Origin of the sequence: Acidiphilium sp. PA, from assembly GCF_026191915.1 — a bacterium.
Classification (GTDB): domain Bacteria; phylum Pseudomonadota; class Alphaproteobacteria; order Acetobacterales; family Acetobacteraceae; genus Acidiphilium.
This window is the reverse complement of sequence record NZ_JAIMBY010000006.1, coordinates 82598-95727: the sequence shown is the minus strand read 5'-3', so window position 1 is coordinate 95727 and position 13130 is coordinate 82598. Positions and strand designations below refer to the sequence as shown.

The following is a 13130-nucleotide window of genomic DNA, read 5'->3' as shown; positions in this document are numbered from 1 at the left end:
GGATGGGTGGCCGCGGGCGGGATGGATCGGCCCCGGGCTCTTGCGATGTCGCGGTGGCGGCGGCATCACTGAGGTTCGTTCACCTGGAGTCGATTGCCCATGGAAATCCGCGCCGCGACCGCTGAGGATCTGCCCGAGTGCCAGGCGATTTACGCCCATCATGTGCTTGAGGGCACCGGCACGTTCGAGGAAATTCCCCCGGCACTCGAGGAGATTGCGGCGCGCCATCGGCAGATCGTGGGCGCCGGCCGGTCTTGGCTGGTGGCGACCGATGCGACCGGTTTGCTGGGGTTTGCCTATTTCGATCAGTACCGCGCGCGCTCGGCCTATCGGTTCACCGCCGAGGACAGTGTTTATGTCCGCGAGAATGTGCGGGGTCAGGGGGTCGGCAAGGCGCTGGTCGCGCGGTTGCTGAGCGATGCGCGGGCCCGCGGGTTTCGCCAGATGCTGGCGGTGATCGGGGATTCCGAGAATACCGGCTCGATCGGGGTCCATGCGAGCCTCGGGTTTCAGCGCGTCGGCACGCTGCGCGATGTCGGGTTCAAATTTGGCCGTTGGCTTGATGTGATCATCATGCAACGCGGACTCGACACCGATATTTGAACCCGCACATCGTCAGGCGCCGATTTTCAAGGTCTGTACCGATTCCTCAAGCTCGGAGAAACTCGGCATATGGAGGTTGGGCACCATTTTACGCCCGATCTCGACACTGACCTGCGGCGCGTTGCCGTGCAGATGGGCCACCAGCACGGCCCTGATCACTTCGAAATAGCGCGAATCCTCCTCGACCACGCCGCGCATCCGCACGGCGAGCGGGCCGACGATGCCATACGCCAGCAGAACGCCGAGGAATGTGCCGGTGAGCGCCTCGCCGATCATTTCGCCGAGAATGGCGGGCGGCTGACTGATGTGGGCCATGGTCTTGATGACGCCGAGCACGGCGGCGACGATGCCGAGCGCGGGCAGCCCATCCGCCATGGTCTGCAAGGTGTGGGCACCGTGCAGTTCCTCGGTCAGCGTCTTGCGCAGTTCGCGGGCCATGACGTCTTCGATCTGGTGCGGATCATCGGCGTTCATGCCGACCATGCGCAGATAGTCGCACATGATGGCGGTTGCGTGATGGTTTTTCAGAATGCGCGGAAAATGCTGGAACACCGGGCTTTCCTCCGGCCGTTCGATATGGGCTTCGAGCGCCATCGCCCCTTTGGTCGAGGCGAGCCGCACCAGGTAGAACAGCATGCAGAGCAGTTCGGTATAGTCGGATTTTTTGAAGGAACCGCCCTTCATCACCTTCTTGAAATCGCCCAGCGTGTGTTTGATGTGGTGCATCGAATTGCCGGCGATGAACGTACCGATCGCGGCCCCGCCGATCGTGACGAATTCCAGCGGCATCGATTTCATCAAGGGCCCGATTGCGCCGCCGGTGGCGATAAATACCCCGAATACACAGACGAGCAGAAAAGCCACGCCTCCCAAAGTCAGCATCACTCACCGAATTATTCAAATGGATCTTCGAATATCGGGTCATGGTGCGGTCGCACCATATGTTTTGACCCCATTCACCGGTGCGGGACGCAAGACCAGGATTGCGACCCGCCGGTTGCCTGCGGCGCGCGGCGTTTTTGGCAGCAGCAGATCGTGATCGGCATAGCCGACCACGGCGCTGACGAGCGGTTTCGGCAGACCGGCCTGTTCCATCAAGCGGCGCGTCGCGTTCGCGCGCTCGACCGATAGATCCCAGTTACTCTGGCCGGTGCCGACATAAGGTGTCGCATCGGTATAGCCGGAAATCTTGATCGGGTCCGCCAGCTTGACCAGGATCGGGGTGATCTTGCGGATCAGCGCGCCGGTCATGGCGTTGGGTTCGGATGAACCGAGTTTGAACATTGGCCGCTTGTGGGTGTCCATGATCTGGATTTCGAGCCCCTGCGGCGTTTCGTGGATGCTGACCTGATGCGAAAGCACCCGCAGCGACGGATCGGCCGCGATGGCCTGTTTCATCGCATGGGAAGCGGCGGCGAAGCGGCGGTGGCCCAGATCGCCGGGGGCCAGACCGCCGTTGGCAACGGCGGCGGCCACCGTGGCTCTGGCGGGTGGCGCGGCCGGGGGCGCCATGCTCGGCACCGCGCCGCTGCCAGGGTGGGCGGTGCCTTGCAGGGTCGTCGTGACATTGGCGAGATGTTCGCCCGTCGCGTTGACCGGGCGGATCTGCTCGCCCTGCGGCACGTGCGGCACGGTGGGCGGGACCGGATTGTGCCCGACGGTGACGCGCACGGCCCCGAGATCGGACGTCAGGGCGCCGTGATCGAACGGCGTGCGGCCGCCGAACGGCTTGCCTTCGCCGGAGGCGCCGCGGTTGAGCACATTCGCCTGGCTGAAATAATCGGCAAGGCCGATGCGCTGGGCTTGCGTGGTCGCGTTGATCAGCCACATCAGCAGAAAGAACGCCATCATCGCGGTCACGAAATCGGCGTAGGCGACCTTCCAGGCGCCGCCATGATGGCCGCCCTCGACAATCTCTTCCTTGCGGATAATGACGTTGACCGCCTGATTACCCGCCTTGCCCGCTCGTGGTTTCCGTGAAGCCATCGTTGTTGCACCGCCTTCGGGGGCAGTATCGCGGGGCGGGGTTAACGAAAGACTAATCGGGGTCGGTTAATGCGCGGGCGAAGATCGCGGGGTCGATATTGCCGCCGGACAGGATGACGCCGACGCTAAGCCCCGCCAGCGGCAGGGCCTCGCCGAGCAGCGCCGCGAGCGCCACCGCGCCGCCGGGCTCGACGACCAGTTTCAGGTGTTTCGCCGCAAAACCGATCGCGCGCAGCACCGCGGCATCGGCCACCGCCACCGCGCCGGCGAGCAGGCGCTGGTTGATCGAGAAGGTCAACGCGCCCGGCGCCATCGCCAGCAGCGCGTCGCACAGCGGTGAACCGGCACCGTCGTTGGTGACAAGGCTGCCCGCGACGAGGGAGCGGCCGGTATCGTCCCAGCCCTCGGGTTCGACCGCGATCAGGCGCGTCGCCGGCGAGACGCTCTGCAGCGCCAGCGCGCAGCCGGCGGTGAGGCCGCCTCCACCGGTGCAGACGAGCATGATATCGAGTTCGACCCCCGCCGCGCGCGCATCCGCCACCAGTTCGAGCGCGAGCGTGCCCTGCCCGGCGATCACGTCCGCATGCTCGAACGGCGGGATCAGCGCGGCGCCGGTGCGGGCCGCGATGTCCCGGCCGATCGCGGCGCGGTCCTCGGTCCGCCGGTCGAACGGCACGATCGTCGCACCCCAGGCGGCGGTCGCTTCGCGCTTGATCGAGGGCGCATCGGCCGGCATCACGATGGTCGCACCGATGCCGAGCGCCGCGGCGGCGCAGGCGATCGCCTGGCCGTGATTGCCCGAGGAATAGGTGACCACGCCGTGCCGCCGCACCGCTTCCGGCAGGAGGTGCAGCGCGTTGGTGGCACCGCGCAGCTTGAAGCTGCCGGTACGTTGCAGGGGTTCGGCCTTGACGAAGGCGGTCGTGCCGGTGCGTTGATCGAGCGCTGCCGAGCGCAGCGTGGGGGTGCGGACGATATGCGGGCCGATCAGCGCGGCGGCGCGGTGTACATCGTCGGGCGTCGGGGTCATCGGGCGGCCCTCATGATGGCGGATTGTGCGTGGCCCATGAATGTCACCTCGAAGACGTTGTAGGATCGGATCACCGCGCCGGCGCGCCGGCGCGCCATCGTGCCGAGGAAAACGATGCGGGTAAACCGCGGCGCGACCGGGGCGGGCAGATAAACCGGCGCGATCAGCAGCAGGGTCTGGCCGGCCCTCAGCCGGGGGCGCGCGAAATACTGCCAGCGCGCGCCGATGCCGGCCACCGCGAGATGGGATGACGCGTCATGGCCGAGTTCGGCGACCAGACCGTAATCGACCGCGCCGATGGTATCGACGTGATGGGTCCGCGCCAGCGCATCCAACGCCGTGGCGAGGCCGCGCCAGCCGGCGAGTTGCAGGGCGGTGGGATCGCGCGCGGCCGGGAGCGGCAGCGGTGCCGCGACCGCCTGGGCATAGACCAGGGCGGACAGCGCCGCACCCAGTGCGGCGGCCGGCGTGATGAAGCGGCTTGTGATGGCGGGCGCGGCACCGGCGGCGGCCAGCGCGGCGCCGGGGATCATGATGGCCGGCCAGTTGGGCTGCACCGGACCCGAGAGGATATGTTCGGCGAACACCGCGCCGGGAACCAGCACGGTAAGCGCGACCAGATCGCCGGCGGGGCTGCGGCGGCGCAGCGCGCGGCAGAGGCCGATCGTCATCAACAGGATCACCCCGGGCGTGACCAGACCGATCTGGCCGCCGATCAGCCCCGCCAGATGGGCGGGCGCGCCCGCGAGATCGAGATGCGCGCTGCGGCCGCCCTGTTTGGCGAAGCTGGCCCAGCCGTGATCGGCATTCCAGAGGATGACCGGGGCGAACACCCCGCAGGACAGGGCGAGACCGAGCCAGGGCAGCGGGCGCGCCAGGGCAGAGCGGCCTTGCGGGGTGATCAGCAGCCACAGCCCGATCGCGACCAGGATGAGCAGGCCGGTGTATTTGGCATCGAGCGCGAGGCCGGCGGCGATGCCGGCGGCGAGCCACCAGCGGTCGTCGGCGGTGGCATGCCAGCGCGCGACGGCGGCGAGTGTGGCGGTCCAGAACAATAATAAAGGTGTGTCGGGCGTGGTGATGATCGCGCCGGCGTTGAGCAGCAGCGTGGCGTTGAGCAGTACCGCCGCCATCAGCCCGGCGTTGCGTGCGGGAAACAGATCCTCGCCGGTGCGCCAGAGCAGGAGCGAGCCGATGGCCGCACTGATCGGTGAGAGCAGGCGGATCCCCAGGGTCGATGCGCCGCCCACCGCGGTTCCGATGCGGATCCACCACGCGATCAGCGGCGAATCGTCGAGATAGCCGGGCTGGAGGTGGCGCGACCAGAGCCAGTAATACGCCTCGTCCGGCGCGAGCGGGACGATTGCGGCGACGATCAGCCGCAGCGCGGTCAGCGCCGCGAGCAGGATGAGCCAGGCGCGCGGGGTCACCGTGCGCGCCAGACCAGCGTGGCCGATACCGCGTAATTCCAGACCACGCCGATCGCGGCACCCGCGGCACTCGCCGCGAAGCCGGCGGTGTTGTCGTGATAAAGGGCGCGCGCGATGCCGATATTGGCGATCGCGCCGAGACCGCAGACCAGCATGAACAATACGAGGCCGCGCCAGTAGCCGCCGGCGCGCAGCTGCAGGGTGCGATAGGTCAGGCGGTTGTTCAGCTCGAAATTCGCGACCATCGCGATGATCGTGCCGATGGTCTGGGCGGTACCGAAATCGAGGCCGAGGCGGCGGGCGGCGCCGGTGACCAGCAGATTGACCAGCATGCCGAACGCGCCGACCAGCGCGAAGGCGAGGAAGCGCAGCGGCACAATGCCGCCCAGCGATTTATCGATCAGCAGGCCGGCGAACTGCACCAGCACCAGAATGTCGAGCTTGCTCTGGCCGGCGGCGCGCGGGCGGAACCGGTACGGCACCTCGACGATTGTGAGCGGCTGCGGCGAGGCCAGCAGCAGGTCGAGCAAGATCTTGAACCCCTGCCCGTTCAGCCGATGCGCCAGCGCTTCGAACCTGGTGCGGCGGAGCAGAAAAAATCCGCTCATCGGGTCGTTGACCGGTGCGCGCGCCAGCATCTGCGCGAGGCGGATGCCGCCGGCGGACAGGCGTTCGCGCAGCGGCGAGGCGAGGCCCGCGGCATCGCCATCGCCGACGTGGCGGCTGCCGATCGCGATATCCGCACCGTTTGCGACGGTTTCCAGCATGATCGGCAGGCGGGTTTCGTCGTGCTGGAGATCGCCATCGATCACCGCGATGAAATCGGCCGAACTCGACAAGGCACCCTCGATCACCGCCGAGGACAGGCCGCGCCGGCCGATCCGGCGCAGGCAGCGCACCCGCGGGTCGGTGCGCGCGATCGCGCGGACCGTATCGGCCGTGCCATCCGGGCTGTCGTCATCGACGAACACGACTTCCCAGGCGATGCCGGTGAGCGCGGCATCGAGGGCCGCGACCATCGGGGCGACGTTCAGGGCTTCGTTGTAGCACGGCACGACAACGCAGAGCGCCGGAGCTGGCGCATCGGTCATGGTCAGGCGGGCAGCGCCTCCAGGATCGCCTCGGCGCGGCTGACCTCGAACCCGCCGGCCTGCTCGACCGCGAGATGGGTGACCACGCCGTCCTTGGCGATCAGGGCGAACCGCTGGCTGCGCACCCCGAGGCCGCGTGCAACGAGATCGAGCTCGAGACCGAGCGCGCGGGTGAACATGCCCGACCCATCGGCCAGGAAGGTGATGTGCTCGGCGCCCTTCTGGCTGGCGGCCCAGGCACCCATCACGAACACGTCGTTGACCGCGAGGCAGATGATGGAATCGACGCCCTTGGCCTTCAGCGCGTCGTAATGCTCGGTAAAGCCGGGCAGGTGCTTGGCGCTGCAGGTGGGGGTGAAGGCGCCGGGGACGGCGAACATCACCACGGTCTTGCCGGCGAACAGATCGGCGGTATCGACCTCGCGCGGGCCTTCGGCACCGGGGGTCATCAGTTTCATGGACGGCAGCTTGTCACCGACTTTGATCATGGTCTGGTCTCCTGATTGGGGGATCGCTCAGCGGTCTGGTAGCTGAAGTGCCGTGATCCGTGAAGCGGTACCCGCTCAGCTGTAGCGTTCTTCGAGCCAGGGGTCGGCGTTGTTGTTGTAGCCGCGGGTTTCCCAGAAACCCGGGTGGTCGGCGGTGGCGAAGGTGATGCGGCGGACCCATTTGGCCGATTTCCAGAGATAATAGCGCGGTACCAGGACGCGCAGCGGGCCGCCGTGCTGGCGCGAGATGGGTTTGCCCTCCCAGGTGTGGACCAGGTGGCAATCCTCGGCGGCGAATTGTTCGAGCGTGAGGTTGGTTGTGTAGTCGTCGTGCGATTCGAACAGCACGTGGGTGGCGGTGTTGTGCGGTTGGACGAGGTCGAGGATGGTGGCGACTCGGATGCCGCGCCAATGGTTGTCGTAGCGCGACCAGGTGGTGACGCAGTGCATGTCCGACACGCTGTCGTGCTGGGGCAGGTCCATCAGGGCGTTCCAGTCGAGCGTGACCGGGTTGGCAACGTCGCCGTCGATGGTCAGGCGGAAGGCGGCGTGCGGGATCTCCGGCTGGATGCCGAGATCGAGCACCGGCCAGTCGGTCACCAGGCGCTGGCCGGGCGGCAGGCGCTGGGCGTGCGGCGCGGTGGTGCCGGTGAGCGCGCGGCCGTCGCGCGACCAATCCTGTTTGCGGCCGATCAGCTTGTCCTTGATCTGGCCGAACAGGCTGATGCTGTCCTTGTCGGTCTCGGTCATGACGGCGTCTTTCAGTGCTTGTGTTGGTGGATCGGGTCGATCCAGGCGACTTCGCTGGGGGTTTCCACCGGTTCGATGTCGAGATTGACCACCACCGCTTCGTTGTCGGAGCGGACCAGCATGCATTCCAGCCGTTCATCGGTGCTGGCATTGATTTCCTGGTGCGGCACGTAGGGGGGGATGAAGATGAAATCGCCCGGCCCGGCTTCGGCGGTGAATTCGAGGCGCTCGCCCCAGCGCATGCGCGCCCTGCCCTTCACCACGAAGATCACGCTCTCCAGCGCGCCATGATGATGCGCGCCGGTCTTGGCATCGGGATCGATGGTGACGGTGCCGGCCCAGAGTTTCTGCGCACCGACGCGGGCGTGGTTGATCGCCGCGGCGCGGCTCATGCCGGGGGTCTGCGGGGTGTTGGGGTCGAGTTGGTCGCCGGGGATGACGCGGACGCCGTTGTGTTGCCAGTCCATGGGGTGCTCCGGGGAAATGTTAAGTAAGGCCTTCTTTTTTGTAAAAAAGAAGCAAAAAACTTTGTTAATTTGGGTCCGTGCCGGTGCAAACGCCGGTGCCCCAGAGTCAGAAAGTTTTTTGGTTCTTTTTTTCAAAAAAGAACGCCTTGCTTTATCTGTTCCGAAGCAGCCGCGCCTTGTCCCGCTCCCAATCCCGTTTCGCGACGGCGGCGCGTTTGTCGTGTTGTTTGCGGCCTTCGGCGATGCCGAGCGTGACTTTGGCGATGCCGCGCGGGTTGAAATGGACGTCGAGCGGGACGACGGTGGAGCCCGCGCGGGCGACGGCGCCGATCAGGGTGTTGATTTCGCGGCGTTTGAGCAGGAGTTTGCGCGGGGCTTTGGTGTCGAAGCGTGAGAGGACGCCGCCCTGGTATTCGGGGATGTACATGTTGAACAGGAACATCTCACCGTCGCGTTCACCGGCGAAGGCTTCGGTGAGGGTGGCGCGGCCCATGCGGAGCGATTTCACCTCGGCGCCGCGCAGCACGATGCCGGCTTCGACCGTGCTGAGGATGGTGTAATTGAAGCGCGCCTTGCGGTTCTGTGCTGCGATGCCGTGGGAGATCAGCATCGATTTCTTTTTCGGCTCCGCCATCAGTTGATCAACCCGACGGAGACCATGGCGGCGTGCATCTGGGCGCGGGCGGCTTCACTCAGCGGGGCGAGCGGCAGGCGGCAGTCGGGCGTGCCGTAGCCGAGCAGGGAGGCGGCGTATTTGGCCGGCGCGGGGTTGGTTTCGACGAACATGGCATCGTGCAGGGGCAGCAGCCGCGCCTGGATCGCCATGGCGGCGGCGATATCGCCGCGCTGCCAGGCGTTGTGCAGTTCGGCGCAGAGGCGGGGTGCGATGTTGGCGCTGACCGAGATGCAGCCGTGGCCGCCGGCGGCGAGGAAGGCGAGTGCCGTGTGGTCTTCGCCGGAGAGTTGGCAGAAATCGGGGCCGCAGGCGGCCGCGGTGTGCAGCGGGCGCGAGAGGTTGGCGGTTGCGTCTTTCACGCCGGCGATGTTGCGGTGTTTGGCGAGCTTGGCCATGGTTGCCACGCTCATGTCGATCACCGAGCGGGACGGGATGTTGTAGATGATCACCGGAATGTCGATTGCATCGGCGATGGCGGTGTAGTGCAGGATCAGGCCGTCCTGGGTGGGTTTGTTGTAATAAGGTGTGACGACCAGGACGCCATCCGCGCCGACCGACTGGGCGTGCTGGGCGAGGTTGATCGCCTCGGCGGTGGCGTTGGAGCCGGCGCCGGCGATGACCGGCACGCGCTTCGCCGCGATGCGGATGGTCAGTTCGACCACGCGCTTGTGCTCCTCGTGGCTCAGCGTCGGTGATTCACCGGTGGTGCCGACCGGCACGAGGCCGTGGGTGCCTTCGGCGATCTGCCATTCGATGAAGTTTTCGAGCGCCGCCTCGTCGATGCTGCCGTCGGCCTGCATCGGGGTGATCAGCGCTACCAGTGAGCCGTGGAACATTGTCGTCTCCGCCATGGCGGATACTTATTCGCAGTACGGGGGGCTGGGCAAGGGATGGGAGCGCGCGGGCAGTCCTGCTAAACCGTGTGGCATGACGAGACTGACGATGCTGCTGGCGCTGTTGATGACCCTTGGGGCGGCCCGCGCGCCGGCGGCCCGGGCCACCGCCGCCCCGCCCGCGCCCGATCCGGCGCTCGTGACCATCATGAACGATGTGCGGTCGAACCACTGGAATCAGGCGCAGAACCTGGCGGCGGCGCAGCCGGATCGGCTGGTGGCCAAGCTGGTGACGTATTTCCGGCTGCTCGATCCCGGCGAGGCGAACGAGGTGCAGATCGGCGCGTTCATGGCGCGCAATCCGGACTGGCCGGAACAGGCGGTGCTGGCGCGGCGCTGGAGCGAGGCGCTGGCGGCGGACCCGGATGACAGGATCGTCCGCCAGGAATGCGGGCAGCGCCTGCCGGTGACCGCGGCGGCGGATGCGCGCTGCGCGGCGGCGTTCGATGTCAGTGATCCGCGCAAGGCGGCGAAATTCGCGCGGCGCGCGTGGATCGACGGATACACTGGTGCCGCCGACGCCGCGGCGTTTCTGGCGCAATACGCGCCGATGCTGACGCCGCAGACGAACTGGGCGCGGTTTCAACGGTTTGCACTGGCGGGGAATGTTGCGGGCGCGCGGGCGACGCTGCCGCTGCTCGCGCCCGGCGACCAGGCGACCGGGCAGGCCTGGCTGGCGTTGGCGCAGGGGCAGACCGGGGCGGCCGGGATGCTCGCGGCGCTGACGCCGGTGCAGCGGGCGACGCCGGGGTTGTTTCTGGCGGCGGTGGCGGCGGCGCCGGATCAGGCGAGCAAGCTGGCACTCTGGCTGTCGGGCGGAAGTGCGGCGGAGCTGCGGGCGAGCGGGCTGGCGCGGGCGTTGTTCTGGATCCGGCGGCAGGCCCTGGCGCGGGATTTGCTGCAGACCAACGATGCCAGGGACGCCTACACGATCGTTGCGGCGGCGCGGCCGGAGAGTGCGGCGCAGAAGGCGAGCCGGGATTTTCTGGCGGGTTTCATCGCGTTGCGGTTCCTGAACGATCCGACGCTGGCGCGGCCGTGGTTTCTGGCGCTGAGCCATGATTCGACGGCGGTGATCACGCGGGCGCGGGCATTCTACTGGCTGGCGCAGACCGAAACCGGCGGGGCGGCGCGCGCGGATCTGACCGATGCGGCGGCGTATCCGGACACGTATTATGGGCAGTTGGCGTCCTTGCAGCTGGGAGAGAGTGCGGCGCATCTGGGCGGGGTGATCCGCGCGATCGCGACGCCGCGGATTACCGTCGCCGAGGAGGCGGGGTTCGCCGAGCGGGAATTGCCGCAGGCGGCGGTGGTTCTGACCGAGATGGGCGCGCCGCGCCGGGCGCGGGCGTTTTTGTACCGGATGGCGGAGGTCGCCCCGGCGCTGGATGATCGCTACCTCGATGCGCGACTCGCCGAGGGATTGGGGCAATTGCCGAGTGCGGTGATGATCGCGCGGATTGCCGGTGTGGCGGGGGACATGCTGGTGGGGCTGGGCTGGCCGATTCCGGCGGGGCTGGTGCCGGCCGATCCGCCGGCGGGCGGGGTGGGGCCGAGCGTGATTTTATCGCTGATCCGCCAGGAGAGCAGTTTCGATCCTGGCGCGATGAGTGGCTCCGGTGCCGAGGGGTTGATGCAGCTGATGCCGGGGACGGCGCGGATGATTGCGGCGCGGTCGGGGCTTGGTCTGCCGGCGGCGGGGTTGATGGGTGATCCGGCGGCGAATATCGGGCTGGGATCGGCGTATTTTGCGACGCTGATGAGCCGGTTCGGCAACTGCCTGCCGCTGGCGATCGCGGCGTATAACGCGGGGCCGCGCAATGTGGAGACCTGGCTGGCGGCCAACGGTGATCCGCGCCTGCCGGTGGGTTCGGGCGGGGTGAATATGATCACCTGGATCGAGCTGATCCCGTTTGCCGAGACGCGCAATTACGTGCAGCGGGTGACCGAGGGGATCGTGGTGTATCGGGCTCTGGCGGGAAAGGCCGCGCGCAATCCGCTGGCGCGCTGGTTGCCGGCTTCATGAAGATGGCGGCGCTGGCGGCTTCGGGGTGCGGGGTGGGGTATGCGCGCTGGGCGCCGGGGACGTTCGGCTCGGTGCTGGGCGTGGTGATCGGGTGCGTGCTGCTCGACCATGGTCATGCGGTGCTGGCGGCGGGGGTGGTGGTGGCGAGCGTGATCGGGCTTGTGGCAATCCCCCGGACCGGCAAGGCCGCGGCCGATCCCGGGTGGATCGTGATCGATGAGGTGGCGGGGCAGATGATCGCGCTGCTGGGGCTGCCGTTTCTGACCGGATCGGGCGTGCTGCTGGCGTTTTTGTTGTTCCGGCTGTTCGATATTCGCAAGCCCTGGCCGATTTCGCTGGCGGATGCGCGGGCGGATGAATGGGGGATCATGGCGGATGACTGGATCGCGGGGGCGTTCGTGGCGGTGATTTTGCTGGGGTTGCGGCCGATCTGGCCGGGGAGCGGGTTGTGAGCGCGGCGGCGGTGGTCGCGCGGGCGAAGGCTTTAGGGCTGCGGGTGGCGACCGCGGAGAGCTGCACCGGCGGGATGATCGCGGCGGCGTTGACCGATGTGGCGGGGTCTTCGGCGGTGTTCGGGTTCGGGTTCGTGACCTATGCCAATGAGGCGAAGGTGGCGCTGCTGGGGGTGGATGCGGCGATGCTGGCCGCCGAGGGGGCGGTGAGCGAGGCGGTGGCGCGGGCGATGGCGGCCGGGGCGCGGGCGCGATCGGGTGCGGAGGTCGCCGTGGCGGTGACCGGGATTGCGGGGCCGGAGGGCGGGTCGGCGGACAAGCCGGTGGGCACCGTGTGGCTGGCGACGGCCGGGCGGGATGGGCTGGTGGCGGCGCGGCGGGTGTTTGCCGGCGATCGGGCGGCAGTGCGGGCGGCGACGGTGGCTTGGGCGCTGGAGATGGTGATGGCGCGGCTCGTGGTTTAGTTTCGATATCGTAACGAATTGGGTGTGGTTGGACGGCCTGGCGTCAGGCGGGATTTTCGAGCGGTTTGTACCAGGGCGGCCAGAAGCGGCTGCCGGGGCCGGGCGGGGTGATGCGGTCCGGGATGGCGCCGGGCGGCGTCCGGCGGTTCTGTTTCGGGCGTTTGCGGTGCGGCCGGCGGGCAACGGCGGGCGGCCGCGGGGCGAGATGGGGTGGGCGGCTGACGCCGAGCATGTGGCAGAGCGGGCGCAGGGCGCGGCCGAGGGACGGGTTTTCGGAGATCAGCTGGATCATGGCCGGATCCTCGAGCAGGTGGATCAATTCGGCCTGGGCGCAGGTGATGCGGTGGAAGCGGACCGGCAGGATGTGGCGCAGCCAGAAGAAGCCGCGCGGCAGGACGTAGTCGACCGGGACGGCGGGCGCGGGTTTGGCGCGCGGCGGGGCGGGGTTGCGGGATGGGGCTGGCGGCTGCGTTGCGGGGTGCGGGGGCGGGTTGGCGAACCACCGGGCGAAGCGGGCGGCGAGCCTGGTGAGGCGCACCCAGAGCAGGTGGCGGAGCGCGCCGGGCAGGCGGGATTCGAACGCCTCGGCGATCAGCGTGTCGCACAGGTAGACCATGAACGCGGCGAAGCGGTCGGCGGCGAGGTCTTGCGGGGCGGGGCCGTTGGTGTTCACGCGGGGAGATGACCACGACAGGCGGGGGGTGGGCAAGAAAAATAACGATCGGTTAGTCCGCTGGGATTTTCCCGCCCGCAAAGCCGGAAGCTGCGTGGCCC

General features: G+C 67.9%; 15 protein-coding genes. 4 read left to right on the top strand and 11 right to left on the bottom strand.

Going from position 1 to position 13130, the window contains the following annotated elements:
* Positions 1–99: 99 nt before the first annotated feature.
* Complete coding sequence (locus AruPA_RS10205; RefSeq protein WP_265636576.1) at positions 100–603, top strand: GNAT family N-acetyltransferase; 504 nt, start codon at positions 100–102, stop codon at positions 601–603.
* A gap of 12 nt (positions 604–615) precedes the next feature.
* Here the strand turns inward: AruPA_RS10205 and motA are convergent, their stop codons facing one another.
* The 10 genes from motA to dapA form a co-directional block, all read right to left on the bottom strand.
* A complete protein-coding gene (gene motA / locus AruPA_RS10200) occupies positions 616–1485 on the bottom strand; it encodes a flagellar motor stator protein MotA (RefSeq protein ID WP_265636575.1) in 870 nt (289 codons plus the stop codon).
* Positions 1486–1524: 39 nt separating this feature from the next.
* Positions 1525–2589 carry a flagellar motor protein MotB gene (locus AruPA_RS10195; protein ID WP_265636574.1) on the bottom strand — a complete coding sequence of 355 codons (1065 nt, stop codon included), beginning with the start codon at positions 2587–2589 and terminating at the stop codon, positions 1525–1527.
* Between the two features lie 52 nt (positions 2590–2641).
* Positions 2642–3619, bottom strand: coding sequence for a threonine/serine dehydratase (locus AruPA_RS10190; RefSeq protein ID WP_265636573.1), 978 nt, complete (start codon positions 3617–3619; stop codon positions 2642–2644).
* Positions 3616–5049, bottom strand: a complete 1434-nt coding sequence (locus AruPA_RS10185; protein WP_265636572.1) for a glycosyltransferase family 39 protein — start codon at positions 5047–5049, stop codon at positions 3616–3618. Before AruPA_RS10185 ends, AruPA_RS10190 begins: the two co-directional genes overlap by 4 nt.
* Complete coding sequence (locus AruPA_RS10180) at positions 5046–6140, bottom strand: glycosyltransferase family 2 protein (RefSeq protein ID WP_265636571.1); 1095 nt, start codon at positions 6138–6140, stop codon at positions 5046–5048. The genes AruPA_RS10185 and AruPA_RS10180 overlap by 4 nt, the downstream gene beginning before the upstream one ends.
* Before the next feature lie 2 nt (positions 6141–6142).
* Positions 6143–6628, bottom strand: a complete 486-nt coding sequence (locus AruPA_RS10175; RefSeq protein WP_265636570.1) for a peroxiredoxin — start codon at positions 6626–6628, stop codon at positions 6143–6145.
* Positions 6629–6703: 75 nt separating this feature from the next.
* The gene (locus AruPA_RS10170; RefSeq protein WP_265636569.1) at positions 6704–7378 is read right to left on the bottom strand and encodes a sulfite oxidase-like oxidoreductase; all 675 of its coding nucleotides are present in this window, start codon (positions 7376–7378) and stop codon (positions 6704–6706) included.
* An 11-nt stretch (positions 7379–7389) separates the two neighbouring features.
* Positions 7390–7845, bottom strand: coding sequence for a cupin domain-containing protein (locus AruPA_RS10165; RefSeq protein ID WP_265636568.1), 456 nt, complete (start codon positions 7843–7845; stop codon positions 7390–7392).
* Positions 7846–7996: 151 nt separating this feature from the next.
* The gene (gene smpB / locus AruPA_RS10160) at positions 7997–8479 is read right to left on the bottom strand and encodes an SsrA-binding protein SmpB (protein WP_265636567.1); all 483 of its coding nucleotides are present in this window, start codon (positions 8477–8479) and stop codon (positions 7997–7999) included.
* Positions 8479–9357, bottom strand: a complete 879-nt coding sequence (gene dapA, locus AruPA_RS10155) for a 4-hydroxy-tetrahydrodipicolinate synthase (RefSeq protein WP_265636656.1) — start codon at positions 9355–9357, stop codon at positions 8479–8481. The genes smpB and dapA overlap by 1 nt, the downstream gene beginning before the upstream one ends.
* A gap of 91 nt (positions 9358–9448) precedes the next feature.
* Here dapA and AruPA_RS10150 point away from each other — a divergent pair, with 91 nt between their 5' ends.
* The 3 genes from AruPA_RS10150 to AruPA_RS10140 are packed head-to-tail and all read left to right on the top strand — an operon-like array spanning position 9449 to position 12356.
* Complete coding sequence (locus tag AruPA_RS10150; RefSeq protein ID WP_265636566.1) at positions 9449–11440, top strand: lytic transglycosylase domain-containing protein; 1992 nt, start codon at positions 9449–9451, stop codon at positions 11438–11440.
* Positions 11437–11892 carry a phosphatidylglycerophosphatase A gene (locus tag AruPA_RS10145; protein ID WP_265636565.1) on the top strand — a complete coding sequence of 152 codons (456 nt, stop codon included), beginning with the start codon at positions 11437–11439 and terminating at the stop codon, positions 11890–11892. Before AruPA_RS10150 ends, AruPA_RS10145 begins: the two co-directional genes overlap by 4 nt.
* Complete coding sequence (locus tag AruPA_RS10140; protein ID WP_265636564.1) at positions 11889–12356, top strand: CinA family protein; 468 nt, start codon at positions 11889–11891, stop codon at positions 12354–12356. The genes AruPA_RS10145 and AruPA_RS10140 overlap by 4 nt, the downstream gene beginning before the upstream one ends.
* Positions 12357–12399: 43 nt before the next feature.
* Here the strand turns inward: AruPA_RS10140 and AruPA_RS10135 are convergent, their stop codons facing one another.
* The gene (locus AruPA_RS10135; protein WP_265636563.1) at positions 12400–13029 is read right to left on the bottom strand and encodes a hypothetical protein; all 630 of its coding nucleotides are present in this window, start codon (positions 13027–13029) and stop codon (positions 12400–12402) included.
* Positions 13030–13130 lie beyond the last annotated feature (101 nt).